Source organism: Albidovulum sediminis (assembly GCF_025380365.1).
Classification (GTDB): Bacteria; Pseudomonadota; Alphaproteobacteria; order Rhodobacterales; family Rhodobacteraceae; genus Albidovulum; species Albidovulum sediminis.
On record NZ_JAOCQF010000001.1, the window covers coordinates 1,328,690 to 1,346,140 of the forward strand.

The 17,451-nt window shown below is 68.4% G+C and carries 16 protein-coding genes; 11 read left to right on the top strand and 5 right to left on the bottom strand.

All coding sequences use genetic code 11. The features are described from left to right. Position 1: 1 nt before the first annotated feature. Positions 2–1,963, bottom strand: coding sequence for a heme lyase CcmF/NrfE family subunit (locus N5I32_RS06640; RefSeq protein WP_261495951.1), 1,962 nt, complete (start codon positions 1,961–1,963; stop codon positions 2–4). A gap of 178 nt (positions 1,964–2,141) precedes the next feature. Between N5I32_RS06640 and N5I32_RS06645 the strand changes: the two genes are divergently transcribed. From N5I32_RS06645 to N5I32_RS06660, 4 genes are all read left to right on the top strand, one after another. Beyond that, positions 2,142–3,146, top strand: coding sequence for a Fe(3+) ABC transporter substrate-binding protein (locus N5I32_RS06645; protein WP_261494604.1), 1,005 nt, complete (start codon positions 2,142–2,144; stop codon positions 3,144–3,146). A 115-nt stretch (positions 3,147–3,261) separates the two neighbouring features. After that, positions 3,262–4,197 (top strand): nucleoside hydrolase, encoded by a 936-nt coding sequence (locus N5I32_RS06650; RefSeq protein WP_261494605.1) that lies wholly within the window; start codon positions 3,262–3,264, stop codon positions 4,195–4,197. Continuing rightward, on the top strand, positions 4,194–4,643 hold the full coding sequence (locus N5I32_RS06655; protein ID WP_261494606.1) for a GNAT family N-acetyltransferase: 450 nt from the start codon (positions 4,194–4,196) through the stop codon (positions 4,641–4,643). Before N5I32_RS06650 ends, N5I32_RS06655 begins: the two co-directional genes overlap by 4 nt. A gap of 9 nt (positions 4,644–4,652) precedes the next feature. Further along, complete coding sequence (locus N5I32_RS06660) at positions 4,653–6,077, top strand: protein adenylyltransferase SelO (RefSeq protein ID WP_261494607.1); 1,425 nt, start codon at positions 4,653–4,655, stop codon at positions 6,075–6,077. A gap of 21 nt (positions 6,078–6,098) precedes the next feature. Here N5I32_RS06660 and N5I32_RS06665 read toward each other — a convergent pair whose 3' ends face one another. Beyond that, positions 6,099–6,743, bottom strand: coding sequence for a DUF2238 domain-containing protein (locus tag N5I32_RS06665; protein ID WP_261494608.1), 645 nt, complete (start codon positions 6,741–6,743; stop codon positions 6,099–6,101). Positions 6,744–6,812: 69 nt separating this feature from the next. Here N5I32_RS06665 and N5I32_RS06670 point away from each other — a divergent pair, with 69 nt between their 5' ends. Beyond that, a complete protein-coding gene (locus N5I32_RS06670) occupies positions 6,813–7,514 on the top strand; it encodes an endonuclease/exonuclease/phosphatase family protein (protein ID WP_261494609.1) in 702 nt (233 codons plus the stop codon). Here N5I32_RS06670 and N5I32_RS06675 read toward each other — a convergent pair. After that, complete coding sequence (locus N5I32_RS06675; protein ID WP_261494610.1) at positions 7,492–8,379, bottom strand: DMT family transporter; 888 nt, start codon at positions 8,377–8,379, stop codon at positions 7,492–7,494. The two genes, N5I32_RS06670 and N5I32_RS06675, sit on opposite strands and share 23 nt — an antisense overlap. 137 nt (positions 8,380–8,516) lie before the next feature. Between N5I32_RS06675 and N5I32_RS06680 the strand changes: the two genes are divergently transcribed. From N5I32_RS06680 to N5I32_RS06700, 5 genes are all read left to right on the top strand, one after another. Further along, positions 8,517–9,542: a succinylglutamate desuccinylase/aspartoacylase family protein gene (locus tag N5I32_RS06680; protein ID WP_261494611.1), complete on the top strand. Its 1,026-nt coding sequence runs from the start codon at positions 8,517–8,519 to the stop codon at positions 9,540–9,542. Positions 9,543–9,622: 80 nt separating this feature from the next. Continuing rightward, entirely contained in the window at positions 9,623–10,045 is a 423-nt protein-coding gene (locus N5I32_RS06685) for a Fur family transcriptional regulator (protein ID WP_261494612.1), read from the top strand. A gap of 6 nt (positions 10,046–10,051) precedes the next feature. Continuing rightward, entirely contained in the window at positions 10,052–10,927 is an 876-nt protein-coding gene (locus N5I32_RS06690) for a DMT family transporter (RefSeq protein WP_261494613.1), read from the top strand. 72 nt (positions 10,928–10,999) lie between these two features. After that, complete coding sequence (gene eno, locus N5I32_RS06695; RefSeq protein WP_261494614.1) at positions 11,000–12,277, top strand: phosphopyruvate hydratase; 1,278 nt, start codon at positions 11,000–11,002, stop codon at positions 12,275–12,277. Between the two features lie 16 nt (positions 12,278–12,293). Continuing rightward, the gene (locus N5I32_RS06700; protein WP_261494615.1) at positions 12,294–12,629 is read left to right on the top strand and encodes a DUF2568 domain-containing protein; all 336 of its coding nucleotides are present in this window, start codon (positions 12,294–12,296) and stop codon (positions 12,627–12,629) included. 10 nt (positions 12,630–12,639) lie between these two features. On the opposite strand, the gene N5I32_RS06705 is transcribed toward N5I32_RS06700, so the two are convergent. Together N5I32_RS06705 and N5I32_RS06710 are read right to left on the bottom strand one after the other, a co-directional pair. Continuing rightward, the gene (locus N5I32_RS06705; protein ID WP_261494616.1) at positions 12,640–13,410 is read right to left on the bottom strand and encodes an SDR family NAD(P)-dependent oxidoreductase; all 771 of its coding nucleotides are present in this window, start codon (positions 13,408–13,410) and stop codon (positions 12,640–12,642) included. A 249-nt stretch (positions 13,411–13,659) separates the two neighbouring features. Beyond that, the gene (locus tag N5I32_RS06710; RefSeq protein ID WP_261494617.1) at positions 13,660–16,185 is read right to left on the bottom strand and encodes an AMP-binding protein; all 2,526 of its coding nucleotides are present in this window, start codon (positions 16,183–16,185) and stop codon (positions 13,660–13,662) included. 345 nt (positions 16,186–16,530) lie between these two features. On the opposite strand from N5I32_RS06710, the gene rarD reads away from it, so the two are divergent. Next, complete coding sequence (rarD, locus tag N5I32_RS06715) at positions 16,531–17,442, top strand: EamA family transporter RarD (RefSeq protein WP_261494618.1); 912 nt, start codon at positions 16,531–16,533, stop codon at positions 17,440–17,442. The last annotated feature ends 9 nt before the right edge of the window (positions 17,443–17,451 follow it).

Below are 17,451 nucleotides of genomic sequence, written 5' to 3' on the forward strand. Positions count from 1 at the left end.
CCTACTCCGCCGGGGTCGGGGCTGCGGCGAGGCTGCGCCGCGCGCCCGCGGCGACGCGGTAGCGGCGGTCCGAAAGGCTGAGAAGCCCGCCCAGCGCCATCAGGATCGACCCCGCCCAGATCCAGTTGGCGAAGGGCTTGACGTAGGTGCGCACCGCCCAGCCGCCGTTTTCCTGCGGATCGCCGATGACAAGGTAGATGTCGCGGAAGACGCCGTTGTCGATTGCCGCCTCGGTCGTGGGCATGGCCGCGACCGGGTAGATGCGTTTTTCCGGGTGGAGGGTGGAGATCACCTTGCCGTCGCGGGCGACGATCATCGTCGCCATGGTCGAGGTGTAGTTCGGCCCCTCGACCTCCTCGACGGCGGCGAGGGTGATCTGGTAGCCGCCCGCCTCATAGGTCTCGCCCACCTGCGCCACGCGGATGTCCTCCACGTCCCAGGCCATCAGCGTGGAGATGCCGATGAAGACGATGCCGAGGCCCGAATGTGCTGCGGCCTTGCCCCAGTCGGCGCGCGGCAGGCGGGCGAGGCGCGGCGCGCGGCGGCCGGCGCGGTGCCAAAGCTCTGCCGCGGCCCCGGCGATCAGCCAGGTGCCGAGCGCCACGCCCACGGGGGCGAGCGCCGAACGGCCGGTCTGGAGTGCGAAGGCCAGCGCCGCAAGCGCCAGCGCAAGCACCAGCGCGCCGGCCAGCGGGCGCATCGCCGACCGCACCGAGCCGCGCTTCCAGGGCAGGATCGCGCCGAGCGGCAGCAGGATCGCCAGCAGCACCATGAAGGGGGTGAAGGCCTTGTCGAAGAAGGGCGCGCCGACCGACAGCTTGCGCTCGAAGAACATCTCGGCAAAGAGCGGCCAGACGGTGCCGATGAAGACGACGAAGGCCGCGACCGCCAGAAGCAGGTTGTTCAGCACCAGCGCCGATTCGCGGCTGACAAGTCCGAAGACCCCCCGCGCCTCGAGCGCGCCGGCCCGCGCAGCGTAAAGCGTCAGGGCGCCGCCGATGAAGACGGCAAGGATCGCAAGGATGAAGACGCCGCGTTCGGGGTCGTTGGCGAAGGCATGAACGCTGGTCAGGACACCCGAACGCACGATGAAGGTGCCGATCAGCGAGAAGCCGAAGGCGAGGATCGCGAGAAGCACGGTCCAGCTTTTCAGCGCCTCGCGCTTTTCCACGACGATGGCGGAATGGAGGAGTGCGGCGGCCAGAAGCCAGGGCATGAAGCTGGCGTTCTCGACCGGGTCCCAGAACCAGAAGCCGCCCCAGCCCAGCTCGTAGTAGGCCCACCAGGAGCCCAGCGCGATGCCGATGGTCAGGAACATCCAGGCGGCCAGCGTCCAGGGCCGGACCCAGCGCGCCCAGGCGGCGTCCACCCTGCCCTCGATCAGGGCGGCGACGGCGAAGGAGAAGGCCATCGAAAGGCCGACATAGCCGAGGTAGAGGAAGGGCGGATGGAAGGCGAGGCCGGGATCCTGCAGGAGCGGGTTGAGGTCGTGCCCGTCGAAGGGCGGAAAGGCGACGCGGTCGAACGGATTCGAGGTGAGCAGGATGAAGGCAAGGAACGCCACGCCGATCATCGCCTGCACCGAGAGGACGCGGGCGAGCAGCCGGGGCGGCAGGTTGCCGCCGAAGACCGCCGCCGCCGCGCCGAAGAGCGCGAGGATCATCACCCACAGAAGCATCGAGCCCTCGTGGTTCCCCCAGACGCCCGCGACCTTGTAGAGCATGGGCTTCAGCGTGTGGGAATTCTCGACCACCACGCGCAGCGAGAAGTCCGAGGTGACGAAGCCGTAGGTCAGCGCCGCGAAGGCCGCCGCGATCAGCAGGAACTGCATCTTCGCCGCAGGCACCGCGACCGCGATCCAGCCGTGCCAGCCCCGGGCGGCGCCGATCATGGGAATGAGGGACTGCACCAGGGCAACGCCCAGCGCAAGGGTGAGGGTGAAGTGGCCAAGCTCTGCGATCATGGGGCGGAGCATAAGCCCTTGCCGTGACCGCGCCAATGGGCTGCGCGCCGATGTCGCGGGATGTTTTGATACTTCGGGACGGTTCGCGCCTATTATCCGATTTTTTCACTCAGATATTGACGGGTGACGCAAAATCCCGCATCAGGGGCACAGATAACCCGACCAAAGGACTCAGGATATGAAGACCCGGATCATGCTCTCGCTGCCGCTTCTGGCGATCGCACTGCCCGCCGCCGCGCAGGAGGTGAACGTCTATTCGCACCGCCAGCCCGAACTGGTGCAGCCGCTGTTCGACGCCTTCACGAAGGAAACCGGCATCCCGGTCAACGTCGCCTTCGTCGACAAGGGCATGGTGGAGCGGCTGGTCAGCGAGGGCGACCGCAGCCCCGCCGACCTGGTGATGACGGTCGATATCGCGCGGCTGTCGCAGGTGGTCGAGGCCGGCGTGACCCAGCCGGTCACATCGGAGGTGCTGGCCGCGAACATCCCGGCAGAGTTCCGCGACCCCGGCAACCAGTGGTTCGGCCTGACCTCGCGCGCCCGCATCGTCTACGCCTCGAAGGAGCGGGTGGCAGACGGCGAGGTGACGACCTACGAGGATCTGGCCGATCCGAAGTGGCAGGGCCGCATCTGCACCCGCCCCGGCACCCATGACTACAACCTCGGCCTGATGGCGGGCATGATCGCCCACCATGACGAGGCGGCGGCGAAGGCCTGGGCCGAAGGCGTCCGCGCCAACCTGGCCAAGAAGCCCGAAGGCGGCGACCGCGATCAGGTCAAGTCGATCTGGGCGGGCGAATGCGACATCTCGCTCGGCAACACCTATTACATGGGCGCGATGCTGGCCGACCCGGAGCAGAAGGACTGGGCCGAGAGCGTCCGCATCATCTACCCGACCTTCGAGAACGGCGGCACGCATGTGAACGTCTCGGGCGTGGCGATGACCAAGGCCGCGCCGCACCGCGACGATGCGCTGAAGCTGATGGAATTCCTCGCCTCGGACGAGGCGCAGGCGATCTATGCCGAGATCAACCACGAGTTTCCGGTCAAGCCGGGTGTGGCGCGGTCCGAACTGGTGCAGAGCTGGGGCGATTTCACCGCCGACAGCGTGAACCTGGGCGAACTGGCGCGTCTGCGCCCGACGGCGCTGAAGCTGATGGAAGAAGTGAACTTCGACGGCTGACCTCCCTTCCCTGCCGTCTGAGGAAGGCCCCGGCTTTTCCCGGCCGGGGCCGTTTCGTTGCCGCTGGACAAGCCGGCCCGCCCGCGCCAATCTCCGCGCCCTCAGGGAGGGCTGAATGGCACGCAAGATCATCATCGACACCGATCCGGGGCAGGATGACGCCGTGGCGATCCTTCTGGCGCTGGCCTCGCCGGAACTGGATGTCCTTGGCATCACTGCGGTCGCGGGCAACGTGCCGCTGGCGCTGACGGAGCGCAACGCCCGCATCGTCTGCGAGATCGCCGGCCGCCCCGATGTGCGCGTCTTCGCCGGCTGCGACCGCCCGATCGCGCGGCGGCTGGTGACGGCGGAACATGTGCACGGCAAGTCGGGGCTGGACGGGATCGAGCTGTTCGAGCCGACGATGCCGCTTCAGCCGGAGCACGCCGTCGACTTCCTGATCGAGACGCTCCGGCGCGAGGCGCCGGGGACGGTCACGCTCTGCCCGCTCGGGCCGCTGACCAACATCGCCACCGCCTTCACCCGCGCGCCCGACATCGTCGGCCGCGTCGCCGAGATCGTGCTGATGGGCGGGGCCTATTTCGAGGTCGGCAACATCACCCCGGCGGCGGAGTTCAACATCTACGTCGACCCGGAGGCCGCCGACATCGTCTTTCGCGCCGGCGTGCCGCTGGTCGTTGTGCCGCTGGACGTCACCCACAAGGCGCTGACCTCGCGCGGCTGGATCGAGCGGCTGCGCTCGATGGGCACGCGCGTGGGCCACGCCGTCGCCGGACTGACGGATTTCTTCGAGCGATTCGACATGGCGAAATACGGCAGCCAGGGCGCGCCGCTGCATGACGCCTGCGTGATCGGCTATCTCCTGAAGCCCGACCTGTTCACCGGGCGCCACATCAACGTGATGATCGAGACGAAGGGGGAGTTCACCACCGGCATGACCGTCGCCGACTGGTGGCGCGTGACCGGGCGCGAGGCGAACGCGATGTTCCTGGGCGGGATCGACCGCGACGGGTTTTACGCGATCCTGACCGAGCGGCTGGCCCGGCTGTGACCGCCGCGCTGACCCTTGCGGAGCCGGAGGATCTGGACCGGCTTCTGCCGCTGGTCGCGGCCTACCACGCCTTCGAGGGGATCGAGACGACCGACGCCTTCCGCCGTGCCGCGCTGGCGCCCCTGCTTGCGGGGACCGACCTGGGCGCGGTCTGGCTGATCGGACCGCGCGCGGCGCCCCTGGGCTACATCGCCACCGGGCTGGGCTGGTCGATCGAACTGGGCGGGCCGGATGCCTTCGTGGACGAGCTGTTCGTGGTGCCCGAGGCGCGCGGGCGCGGCCTTGGCGCGGCGGCGCTGGAGCACCTCGCGGCGGCGCTTGCGGCGCGCGGGGTGGTGGCGCTGCACCTGGAAGTGGCCCGCGAAAACGGCGGGGCGCAGCGTTTTTATGCCCGCAAGGGCTTTGAATCGCGCGAGCGCTATTTTCTCATGACCCGCAAGCTCTAGATTGGGGGCATGACATTCGCCCTGCCCTTCGACAATTCATATGCCCGGCTGCCGGATCGCTTCTTCGTGCGGCAGGCCCCCGTGCCGGTTGCCGCGCCCGGCCTGATCGCGGTGAACGACGCGCTGGCGCGCGATCTCGGCCTTGACCCCGACGCCTTGCGCACGCCCGAGGCGGTGGCGGCCCTCGCCGGCAACGCGGTGCCGGGCGGGGCGGAGCCGCTGGCGCAGGCCTATGCGGGCCACCAGTTCGGCGGCTGGGTGCCGCAGCTGGGCGACGGCCGCGCGATCCTTCTGGGCGAGGTGGTGGCCCCGGACGGACGGCGCTTCGACCTCCAGCTGAAGGGCGCGGGGCAGACGCCGTTCTCGCGCCGGGGCGACGGGCGGGCCTGGATCGGGCCGGTCATGCGCGAATACATCGTGTCCGAGGCGATGGCGGCCCTTGGCGTGCCGACGACGCGGGCGCTGGCCGCCGTCACCACGGGCGAGGCGGTCTGGCGCGAAAGCGCCCTTCCCGGCGCGGTGCTGACGCGCGTCGCGGCCAGCCACATCCGCGTCGGCACCTTCCAGTATTTCGCCGCGCGCGAGGATGCCGAGGCGCTCGACCTGCTGATGCGCCATGTGATCGACCGCCACTATCCGGGCGTCGAGGGGCCGCTTGCGCTGCTCGATGCCGTGACCGCGCGGCAGGCGCGGCTGATCGCGCGGTGGATGAGCCTCGGCTTCATCCACGGCGTGATGAACACCGACAACATGGCGGTGTCGGGCGAAACCATCGACTACGGGCCTTGCGCCTTCATGGACGCCTACCATCCGGGCAAGGTCTTTTCCTCGATCGACCAGTTCGGTCGCTACGCCTATGGCAACCAGCCGCGGATCGCGGTCTGGAACCTGGCGCAGTTCGCCTCCTGCCTCTTGCCGCTGATGGGGGCCGAGGGCCCGGCGGTGGCGGCGGCGACCGAGAGCATCAACCGCTTCCCCGCGATCTACGAGGAGGAATGGCTGCGGCTCTTCCGCGCCAAGCTGGGGATCACCAGCGCGGAGGATGGCGACCGCGAACTGATCGCGGGGCTTCTGGAGATCATGGACGCGGCGGGCGCCGATTTCACCCGCGTCTTCCGGGGGCTGGCGACGGGCTTGGCGGCGGCGGAGTTCGCCGACCCCGCCCCCTTCGCCGCCTGGGAGACGCGCTGGCGGGCGCGGATTGCCGCGGAGCCGGAGCCGGAGGCGGTGATGCGCGCCGCAAACCCCGCCCTGATCCCCCGCAACCACCGGGTCGAGGAGGCGATCCGCGCCGCAGTCGCTGGCGATCTTGCCCCCTTCCGGCGGTTGAACGCCGCGTTGGCTCAGCCCTTCGAAGTGCGGGCGGAGGATGCCGACCTCGCTTTGGCGCCTCTGCCCGACGAGGAGGTGCGGCGCACCTTCTGCGGCACCTGAGCGGCACCTGAACAGGGCGGCTCAGCGGCGGTGCTTGCGGAAGAAGCGGCGGTTGGCGGCGACGAATTCGCGCAGCGCCGCCGTCAGCCCGCCCAGTTCGCGCCCTTTCAGGTAGAAAAGCCCGGCGATGGCGCCGATGCTGGCGCCCAGCGTGTCGACGATCAGATCCCACATCGTGTCGATCAGGCCCGATTTTTGCATGTTCAGCCCGAAGATCTGGTCCATCGCGAACTCGAAGATCTCCCACAGCGTGCCGATCGAGAGCGCGAAACAGAAACTGACGAAGGCCACCGCCCAGGCGGGCGCGGCATAACGGTCGCCCTCGAACAGCATGAAGACGAAGAGAAAGCCGACAAGGCCGAAGCCCACCGCCGACCCGCCGTGCAGGATCACGTCCCACCACCAGTAGCGGTTGTAGAAGTCGAACGCCTCGCCCAGGAAGATGGTGCCGAAGACGAAAAGGACGATCCAGCCGAAGAAGCGGACCGGGATGCGGATGCCGAAGCGGCGCGAGGCGACGACGGGCAGGATCGACAGTCCGAACGTGGCCGCACAGACGAAGGCGAGCGACCAGCGGCTTTCGATCAGCGCGACGACAAAGGCCACGACCAGAACGGCCCAGATGGCCTGGACGATCAGCGGCTGGCGCAGGAAGCGGCGATACATCATCCAAGAAGACTGGGTGCGACCTCATGCGGCTTCAAGTCCCGCGCGGAGGCGGGTACATCCCGAGGGATGAGACTTCGACTTGCCTCCTACAATGTCCACAAGTGCGTGGGCCTCGACCGCCGCCGCAAGCCGGGGCGGATCGTCGACGTGATCAACGAGGTCGGCGCCGACATCGTGGCGTTGCAGGAGGTGGACCTGAGGCTCGGGAACCGGCCCGCCGCCCTGCCGCTTCACCTGATCGAGCACGAGACGGATTTCCACGTCCCCGACTTCGCCCCCGAAAGCCCGAGCCTGGGCTGGCACGGGCAGGCGATCCTCATCAGGCGGGGGATCGCGATCCGCGACATCCGCCGCATTCTGCTGCCGGGGCTGGAGCCGCGCGGCGCGCTTCTGGCCGAGGGCGAGGCGGGTGGGCAGCCCTTCCGCATCGTCGCCGTTCACCTCGGGCTGCTCAGGCGCTACCGGCTGATGCAGATGGCGGCGATCCGGGCAGCGATGTCGACGCGCGAGGCGATGGCGACCGCGATCCTGGGCGATTTCAACGAATGGTCGTCGCGCGATGGCATGGCGCCCCTGGCGGATGCGTTCCGCGTCCATGCGCCGGGCCGGTCGTTCCCCGCCGCGCGGCCGATCGCGCGGCTGGACCGGATCGCGCTGTCCGAGGGCTGGCACCTGGGCGATGCGGGTGTGCATGTCTCGCCGCTGGCGCGGCTGGCCTCGGATCACCTGCCGGTCTGGGCGGATGTCAGGCTTTCGCCGGACGGTTGATCAGGACGATCCCCACCGCGACCAGGACAAGGGCCGCGAAAAGCCGTGGGCCCACCGGCTCATCCAGCAGAAGCCAGCCGAGCGCCACCCCGAAGACCGGGGTGAGGAAGGCAAAGCTGGCCACGCCCGAGGCCGGGTAGATCGACAGGAGCCAGAGCCAGAAGGCGAAACCGGCGGCCACGACGACGACGCCCTGATAGGCGAGCCCCGCGAGGTGGACGGGCTGAAGGTCGCGGATGAAGGGGCCGAAGAAGACCGAGGCGCCCAGCAGAAGCGGCACCGAGACGATCACCTGCCAGTAAAGCTGCATGTCGGGCCTGAGCGTGGACAGCCGCGAGGCCCGCGCGATCAGCGCGATGCCGGCCCAGCACATGGCCGCGACCACGGCGCAGAGATCGCCTGCAAGGCTGGCCTCGCCCCCGGCCGCGCGGTCGGTCAGGGCAAGCGCCACGCCGAGGAAGGCAAGCGCCAGCCCCGCCACGCGCATCGGCCTGAGCCGTTCGCCGGGAAGCAGGAAATGCGCCGCCAGCGCCATCCACACCGGCATCGAATAAAGCAGCACCGCCGTTCGCGTCACCGTGGTCAGGTCGAGTGCGAGGAACATGAACAGGAACTCGAACCCGAAGACGAGGCCGACCGCGATCCCCGGCCCGGCCATGTCGCGCGTGAGCCGCATGGGCCGGCCGCGCCAGCGCATCCATGCCCAGAGCGCGACCGCCGCGATGAGCGACCGCATGCCGGCGAAGAACACCGGCTGAAGGCCCGCGTTCACCATCTTGATGATGATCTGGTTGACCGCGAGAAAGAGCGCGAAGGCGACAAGCGCCCCGGCCCCGAAGGCGTCGATACCGTTCTTACGTTCCATCCTGCGCCCCCGTCCGGTCGGCCCGAACGGACGCGCCCGACCGGGCAAAGTCAAGGGGGTGCGATTGCGGCTTGCCCATGGCGGGGCACATCGGGAGACTGTGCCCGACGTTCCCGACCGCGCTGGGGGAGAGCCGCATGCCGTTCGACTGGTCCAGAACCCGCATCCATTGCCCCGTCGACCTTGAAAGCCCGGGCAGGCGGTGCGGCCATCTGCTGCTGCCCTGGTCGGACAATTCCAACCCGCTGGGCGGCCACCCGGTTCCGATCCTGATCGCGGCGGGGGCGCCGGGGCCGACGCTGCTGCTGACCGCGGGGGTTCATGGCGACGAGTTCGAGGGGCCGGTCGCGCTTCTGGACCTGTGGCGCGGGGTCGATCCCGCCGGCCTATGCGGCCGGATCGTGGTTCTGCCAGCGTTGAACGCGCCCGCCGTCCGGGCCGCCTCGCGCACCTCGCCGCTGGACGGCGCGAACCTGAACCGCGCCTTTCCCGGCGACCCGGACGGCGGCCCGACGGCGCAGATCGCCCACATGGTGGAGGCGGTGCTGATGCCCGGCAGCGACGCGGCGGTGGATCTTCATTCGGGCGGCAAGGCCTCGTGGTTCCATCCCTGCGCCCTGCCCGCCCGCGCCGCCGACGGAACCATCGATGCCGCGAACATGGCGCTGGCGCGGGCCTTCGGCGCCCCGGCGATCTGGCTGCTGGGGTCGGGCAACGATGCCAGATCGCTGAACGGGGCGGCGACGCGGGCGGGCGTGCCGATGATCGCGGCGGAACTGGGCGGGGGTGGCGCCATCGACCCGGCGCTGGTTGCGCTGGCCGGGCGCGGGCTGCGCAGGATCATGGCGCACCTCGGCATGATCGACGGCGGGCCGGAGGCGGAGAATGCCGATGCGGGCGTCTGGGAAACCGCCGATCCCGCTCTCAGGATCACCGCGCCGCTTGACGGGCTGGTCGAGCCGCTGGCCGCGGCGGGCGAACGGGTGGCGGCGGGCCAGCCGGTGGCGCGCTGGCTGTCGCTGGCGGAGCCGGACCGCGCGCCCCTGATCCTGACCGCGCCGCGCGACGCGCTGGTGCTGGCGACGGGGCGGCGCGGGCTGGTCGCGCAGGGCGAGATCGCCTGCCAGCTTGCCTCTGCCGTGGACGGGGCGCAGGGCCGCTGACGCCCGCGGCCGGAAATTCCCGCTTTCCCCACGCGCCCGAAGGGCTTAAACCCCCCGCCACGAGCACGGGAACCGGACGCATGGCGGAAAGCATCATCGCGCGCTGCGAGGCCAAGGGCCTCAGGCTGACGGAACAGCGCCGGATCATCGCGCGCGTGCTGCAGGAATCCGAGGATCACCCGGATGTCGAGGAGCTTTACACCCGCGCCTGCGCGGTCGATCCGAAGATCTCGCTTGCCACGGTCTACCGGACCGTCCGGCTCTTCGAGGAGGCGGGGATTCTCGACCGGCTCGAATTCGGGGACGGGCGCGCGCGCTACGAGGATGCCGAGCGGGATCACCACGACCACCTGATCGACCTGTCCACAGGCGCGGTGATCGAGTTCTGCGACCCCGAGATAGAGGCGCTGCAGGAAAAGATCGCCGAAAGGCTGGGGTTCCGCCTGAAGGGACACCGGATGGAATTGTTCGGCGTGCCGCTCGGCGCCCGCAAGAAGGGCTGAGCGGTCATGTCGAACCTGCGCGGGATCGGGCTGGTCCTTTTTGCCATGCTCGCCTTTTCGGTCGAGGACGCGCTGATCAAGTCGCTGACGCGGACGCTGCCCATCGGCGAGATCCTGATGATCGTCGGCGTGTCGGGAACGCTGGTGTTCCTGATCGCCGCGGGGGACGGCGGGCGGGCGGCGACGGTGCGGGCGACTTTCGTGCCGAGCCTGTTCCTGCGGACGCTTTCGGAGGGCGTCGGCGCGCTGAGCTTCGTCACTGCCCTGTCGATCCTGCCGCTGTCGACGGTGGCGGCGGTCTTTCAGGCCACGCCGCTGGCGGTCACGGCGGGGGCGGCCGTCTTCATGGGCGAACGCGTGGGCTGGCGGCGCTGGCTGGCGGTGATCGTGGGCTTCGCCGGCGTCCTGATGATCATCCGCCCGGGGTCCGAAAGCTTTCGCATCGAGGCGCTGCTGGTGATCCTCACCGTCGTGGTTATCGCCGCGCGCGACCTGCTGACCCGGCGCATCCCCACCTACATCCCCTCGGTCGCGGTATCCTGCCACGGCTTCTTCGCCGTTGCGGTCGCGGGTGCGGCGCTGATCGCGCTGGGCGATGTGCCGGTGATGCCCGATGGCCCGGCGCTGTGGAAGATCGCGCTGGTTATCCTGTGCTCGACCACCGGCTATTATGCCATCGTCGCGGCGATGCGGCTGGCGGAGGCCTCGGCGCTGATGCCGTTCCGCTATGCGCGGCTGGTTCTGTCGCTGGCCATCGGCGTCGTCGTCTTTGCCGAACGCCCCGACGCGATGACCCTTGCTGGGGCCGGCGTGATCCTGTGCGCGGCCTTCTACACCTACCTGAGGGAGCGGAAGATAGCGCTAACGGCGCGCGCCGCCTGATTCCTCTTCCCCTTGCGCGGGCAAGCGCGTAAGACCGCCGCGACAGTCCTTTCCGGCGCCAGGGAGAGCCTCATGAGCACGATCATCGACATCCACGCCCGCGAAATCCTCGACAGCCGCGGCAATCCGACCGTCGAGGTCGACGTGACGCTTGAGGACGGCACGCTGGGCCGCGCCGCAGTGCCCTCGGGCGCCTCGACCGGCGCGCATGAGGCGGTGGAGAAGCGCGACGGCGACAAGGGCCGCTATCTCGGCAAGGGCGTGCTGGAAGCCGTCGCGGCGGTGAACGGCGAAATAGCGGAAAGCCTGCTGGGCGCGGATGCGACCGAACAGGTCGAGATCGACCGGCTGATGATCGAGCTTGACGGCACCCCGAACAAGGGGCGGCTGGGCGCGAACGCGATCCTCGGCGTGTCGCTGGCGGTTGCCAAGGCGGCGGCCGACTTCACCACGCAGCCGCTTTACCGCTATGTCGGCGGCACCTCTGCCCGCGTCCTGCCGGTGCCGATGATGAACATCATCAACGGCGGCGCCCATGCCGACAACCCGATCGACATCCAGGAATTCATGATCATGCCGGTCGGCGCCGCGAACATCCGCGAGGCGGTGCGGATGGGCTCGGAGGTGTTCCAGACGCTGAAGAAGGAACTTTCGGCGGCGGGCCTGTCCACCGGCATCGGCGACGAGGGCGGCTTTGCCCCCAACCTGTCGTCCACCCGTGCCGCGCTCGACTTCATCCTGAAGGCGATCGGGAAGGCGGGCTACCGACCGGGCGAGGATGTCTTCCTCGCGCTCGACTGCGCGTCGACGGAATACTTCAAGAACGGCAAGTATGAGTTTGCCGGAGAAGGGAAAAGCCTTTCGGCCGAGGAAAACGTCGCCTACCTGGCCGCGCTGGTCGCCGACTATCCGATCATCTCGATCGAGGATGGCTGCGCCGAGGACGACTGGGAGGGCTGGAAGCACCTGACCGACGTTCTGGGCGCGAAATGCCAGCTTGTCGGCGACGACCTGTTCGTGACCAACCCGGCGCGGCTGGCCGAAGGCATCCGCCGCGGAGTCGCCAACTCCATGCTGGTCAAGGTCAACCAGATCGGGACGCTGACCGAGACGCTGCAGGCGGTCGACATGGCGCACCGCGCGCGCATGACCAACGTGATGTCGCACCGGTCGGGCGAGACCGAGGACGCGACCATTGCCGATCTGGCGGTCGCCACCAACTGCGGGCAGATCAAGACCGGATCGCTGGCGCGGTCGGACCGGCTGGCGAAATACAACCAGCTGATCCGCATAGAGGAGATGCTGGGCGAGACGGCCGAATACGCCGGCCGCTCGATCCTGCGGGGGTAAGGCGCACGGCGCGCACATGGCCCTGGCGTTGAACCACGCGCTGGCCCTGGCGGTGGAGGCGTGGATGGTCTGGGCCGTCGCCCGATGGGGTTACGGGCTTGGGCCTTCGCCTGCGACCCGCCGGGGGCTGGCGCTGGCTGTCGTGGTCGTGGCGCTGGCGCTTTGGGGGCGTGTCGCAGCCCCGAAGGCTCCACGGCGCCTGAGCGGCGCAAAGCTCCTGTCCTTCAAGGTCGCGGCGGTCGCTACGGGTGCCGCGGCCACCCTGCCCGTGTACGGCATGACACCTGCGGCGGCATTTTTCGTCATCGCGCTCGCGCAGCTGTCGCTGGCGCTCTGGCTGGACGCGCTTTAGCCCCTGCGCGTCAGAGCGCGACCTTGTATTCCTGGATGGTGTTGCCGCCGTCCACGACGATCAGTTGCCCGGTCATGTAGCTGGCCTCTTCCGCCGCGAGGAAGAGGACGGCATGGGCCACCTCCTCGGGGCGGCCGGGGCGGCCTAAAGGCGTGTAGCGTCCCGCCGTAATCTCCGCCTCGCTGGACGAGCCGGTGCGAATCCAGCCGGGGCCGACGCAGTTGACCGTCACCCCCTGCCCGCCCACGTCGATGGCAAGCGCCCGCGTCATGCCGAGGATGCCTGCCTTGGCCGAGGCATAGATGGCCGAGGTCGGGATGCCGACGACCGGCCCGGTGACCGAGGACATCTGGACGATGCGGCCATAGCGCCGTGCCGTCATGCCGGGCAGGACCGCACGGGTCATACGGAAGACCGAGGTCAGGTTGATGTCGATGCCGAAGGCCCAGTCGGCGTCGGGCGTGTCGGCAAGCCGGCGCGATTCGGTGTCATGGCCGGTCTGGACCATGCCCGCGTTGTTCACGAGGATGTCGATCGGCCCCAGTGCTGCCTCCGTCTCGGCGATCAGGCGGTCGACATCCTCCTGCCGGGTGAGGTCGGCGGAGGCGGCAAAGGTGCCTTCCCCCCCGAGTTCGCCCCGGCGGTCATGGATGCGGGCGGTCGTCGATGTGATCGCGACGCGCGCGCCCGCCGCTTTCAGCACCCGCGCGCAGGCGAAGCCGATCCCGTCCGCACTGCCCGCCCCGGTGACAAGCGCCACACGCCCCGCTACACCTGCCATCCTCACCCTCCCCTTGCCATCTCCGCAAAGCTAGGACGTCCCGGCACGCATGGGAAGCCCCGTACCTCCCGCCCCTGCCGGCCGTCCCCCGCTATGCCGGAGTTTTCGAAGCTGCAAGAGCGACGGCGGGTTCTCCGCCGGGGCAAGAGAGACGGCCGATGTGACCCCGCAACCGGGGATCGGCCGGGAGATATCTCGGCCTGTTGCCGGGCGCCAGCCCGGACCCGCCCCCCGCTTCGCCTGGCGCGGTCAATCGAGCCCCGATCGGGCCTCGATGGACTTCTGCCCGGGCCATGCGAACAACAGGGTGCGTATCTTCTGACTGAGCCAGGCATCGACCGGATCGTAAAGGCGCCAGACCACGACCCCGCCCACGATCGCGAGTCCCCATGACACGGCGGGGTTGTCGCCAAGGAGCGGCCGGGCAATCGCCGCGAACTGGAAATGCGAAAGGTAGATGATCAGCGATGCACCTGCGACCATGCGCAGCCCCGTCGCAAAGATCCTTGGAAGCTGGATCACAGGTAGCCAGACGAGCGTCAAGACCGCGAGCGCGAAGAAGGCGGGCCCGATGCTCTGGTACCCGTTCATCTGCCAGGCTCCGACCAGCAGGATTGCGGTGACGACGGCCTTTTCAATCGCCGACCTTGCCACCCCGGCGGCAACTCCGATCATGAATATCCAGGCCATCAGATGCGGCAGCCGACGAAACAGATGGTGCGTATCCACCATCGAATCCGAAACCGCGGCAACCGCGACCAGCGCCGCGGCAGCGCACGCGGTCGCCCGACAGGTCTGCCGCTCCGTCGTGCGGCGTGCAGCGGAAATGGAAAGGACCAGCATCAGGACGCAAAGTAGCTGCAGATAGACTTCGATGAACCAGGCCGATCCTTCGACCTTGGGGGAAATCCAGTTGCCGATGAAAAGGAACGCGGGCCATTCGCCATAGCCGGTGGCCACGAAGTTGAGTAGGGTGAAGCCGAAGGTGATGAGCGCAATCCGTACCGCCAGGACAGCGATCGGCGCAACACTCGCGAACTGGAAGACCTGCGGCAGGGTAAAGGCTGCGAATGACATGCCCGCCACGACGAGAAGCGTTTGCGCGCCACCGCCGCCATATCCCAGAAATTCGAAATGCCCCGCGACGACCAGCATGATGGCAAGCGCGCGCAGCAGCGTCGGCGTATCCAGGGGTGTCGTCCAGCCGCGCTTGCCGGCCTGGGCTTCGAGGTCGGCGACGCGCATCGCAGGCCAGTTCCCGGGGAGCCGCCCGAGAACGGATTCGAGTTCCAGCGAAACGGCGACGTAACTCAGGCTGTCGCCGCCGAGATCTTCGAACGAGGTGGCAGAGGTGACCGTGGCGCGCGGGAAATGGGCCTTGAAGACCCCGGCGACATCGCGCCGCCGCCTGAACAGGATCCGGTCAGCGAAGGCGCGAAGGCCGGTTCGCGCGAGGTCCTGGCGGGTGGCGGCGTTGTCCGTCGCCGGCATGTCCTCGAGCATGGCGCCGAGCGCCTGGAGATCGACCTTGCCCGATGGCTGGCGCGGCAGCGACTGAATCTGCACGATCCTGAAGCTTCCCGCCGGAACGCCAAGCCAGTCCGCCAGGTGGTGATCGAGGCCTTCGGCCGGCATCGCAGGTCCATCCACCGCCATGACGAACAAGCCTTCGCCGCGCGCCACGCAGGCGGCCTCAAGACCCAAGCCCTGCAGATGCCGATCGATTTCGTCGAGGCCGATTCGGAGTCCGAACAGCTTCACGAAACGGCTCTTGCGCCCGACAATCTCAAAGAGCCCGTTCGGCAGGCGTTGCGCGATGTCGCCGGTCTTCAGCAAATTGCTGCCCTGCCCCTCAAGCAGGTCGGCGTCCGACTGGGCATAGCCCATCATCGTGTTGGGCCCGCGATAGCACAATTCGCCGGGCATTCCGTCCGCCAAGGGTCTGCCGAATTCGTCTGCGACCCACATCTCGCCTCCGGGGATGGCAATGCCGATGGCCGAAGGCGTATCAAGCGCCATTGCCGGAGGAAGATACGAAATGCGCGGCGCGGCCTCTGTCTGGCCGTACATGACGAAGAAGTCCCAGCCCTCGGCGCGGCCCCGCTCGGCCCATTGCCGGACACGGGCTGCGTCCAGGCGACCACCGGCCTGCGTCATGTAGCGCAAACTGCCGAGGTGGTCGGTGCGGATACGCGCCTTTTCCATCAGTTCGAAACTATGCGGAACGCCGGCAAGGCTCGTGCATCCGCAGCGTTCGAAGATTTCCCAGAACCCTGCATCAACGACGGAACCCTCGGTCAGCACGATCGCCGCGCAGACGGCGAGATGCGAATTCACGACCGACATTCCGTAGGAGTACTGGAACGGAAGTGCCATAGGCGCGCGATCCTGCGGTCCGAGAGCGAGGTACTCCGCGATCGAGGCGGCATTCGACGCGAGGTTCCGGTATGAAAGGCGCACCCATTTCGCCGACCCCGTCGAACCCGACGTGGACAGGAGCACGGCCAGGTCCGGATGCCAGTCGGTGGCGGCGGCACCGAGCCTGACCAGTTCATCGGTCGCCGGCGAATAGAGATGGGCAAGCGACAGCCCGGTTGTCTCGGCGTCCTGATCTTGCCCCATCAGAAGCACGGGGCAGCTCGCATTCAGCGCGGCGAGATAGGCGACGTACTGGCGGTAATGACCGCTGCACCGGATACCGATCGGCCCTGGTTCCCCGGCGATCCTGCTGGCGAACGCCTCGACATCCTCTCCCAGTTCTCGATAGCTCAGCATTTTGCCGTCGGGGAAGAAGAAGGCCGGCGATTCCGATTTGACGATTCTCCAGAATTCTTCGTTCTTGTCAGGGATCGACGACATTGCCACTCCAAACCAGGCAATCCGAGCGCACCGTTGGGGTGGATTCTAGCATGACCGTGTCCCAATTCACCATCTTCGCAGCGGGCCTGAAGTCACCCGATCCCCGGAAGACCTTGCCCGCGGGCGGTGCAAGGCAGGGGTTCGGATCAGCCACGACACCTGACCGGAAGGCGCGGCGGTTGTGAATGTATCGGGCACAAAAGCGTTGTGGCGGTCTTGTCGGTCATGGGCTACCCAGCGGGCCAAACGAGGGAGCCCGCGATGAGCGCCATCGACACAACCGTCAACAAGACCGGCGACACCCTGCCGGGCTTCCTGTTCGCCCTGGCGGCCTATGTCCTCTGGGGCTTCCTGCCGATCTACATGAAGGCGCTGGCCCATATCCCGCCGGTCGAGGTCATCCCGCACCGGGTGATCTGGTCGGTGCCGATCGCGGGGGCGGTGCTGATCGCGACCGGGCGGACGGCCGACCTGATGCGGGCGCTGGCCACGCCGCGGATGATCGGGATGGCGGCGCTGGCGGCAGCGCTCGTCTCGCTCAACTGGGGGATCTATGTCTGGGCGATCGGGTCGGGGCACGCGCTGGACGCGGCCCTTGGCTACTACATCAACCCGCTTTTCTCGATCTTCCTCGGCGCGGTCCTCTTGGGCGAGCGGCTGTCGCGGGCGCAGTGGGCGGCAATCGCGCTGGCGGCCCTTGCGGTCCTCATCCTGACGCTGGAGGCGGGGCGCCTGCCGGTCGTGGCGCTGGCGCTGACGCTGACCTGGGGCTGCTATGCGTTCCTGAAGCGGCGCCTGCCGATCGGGCCGAACCAGGGGTTCATGCTGGAGGTGCTTCTGCTGACGCCGCCTGCGCTGGCCTACATGGTCTGGCTTGGCCTGACCGGGCAAGGTCATTTCCTGATGGGATCGACCTTCGATACCGCGATGCTGCTGGGCTGTGGGCTGGTGACGGCGGTGCCGCTGATCCTTTACGCCAACGGGGCCAAGGGGCTGACGCTGTCGACCATAGCGATCATGCAGTATATCGCGCCGACCATGATCTTCCTGACCGCGGTCTTCATCTTCGGAGAGCCGTTCGACACGATCCGCGCCGTCACCTTCGCGCTGATCTGGGCGGCGCTGGTGATCTACAGCGCGGCGATGCTGCCGCGCCGCCGGCCCGTGGATTGACGGCAAGTC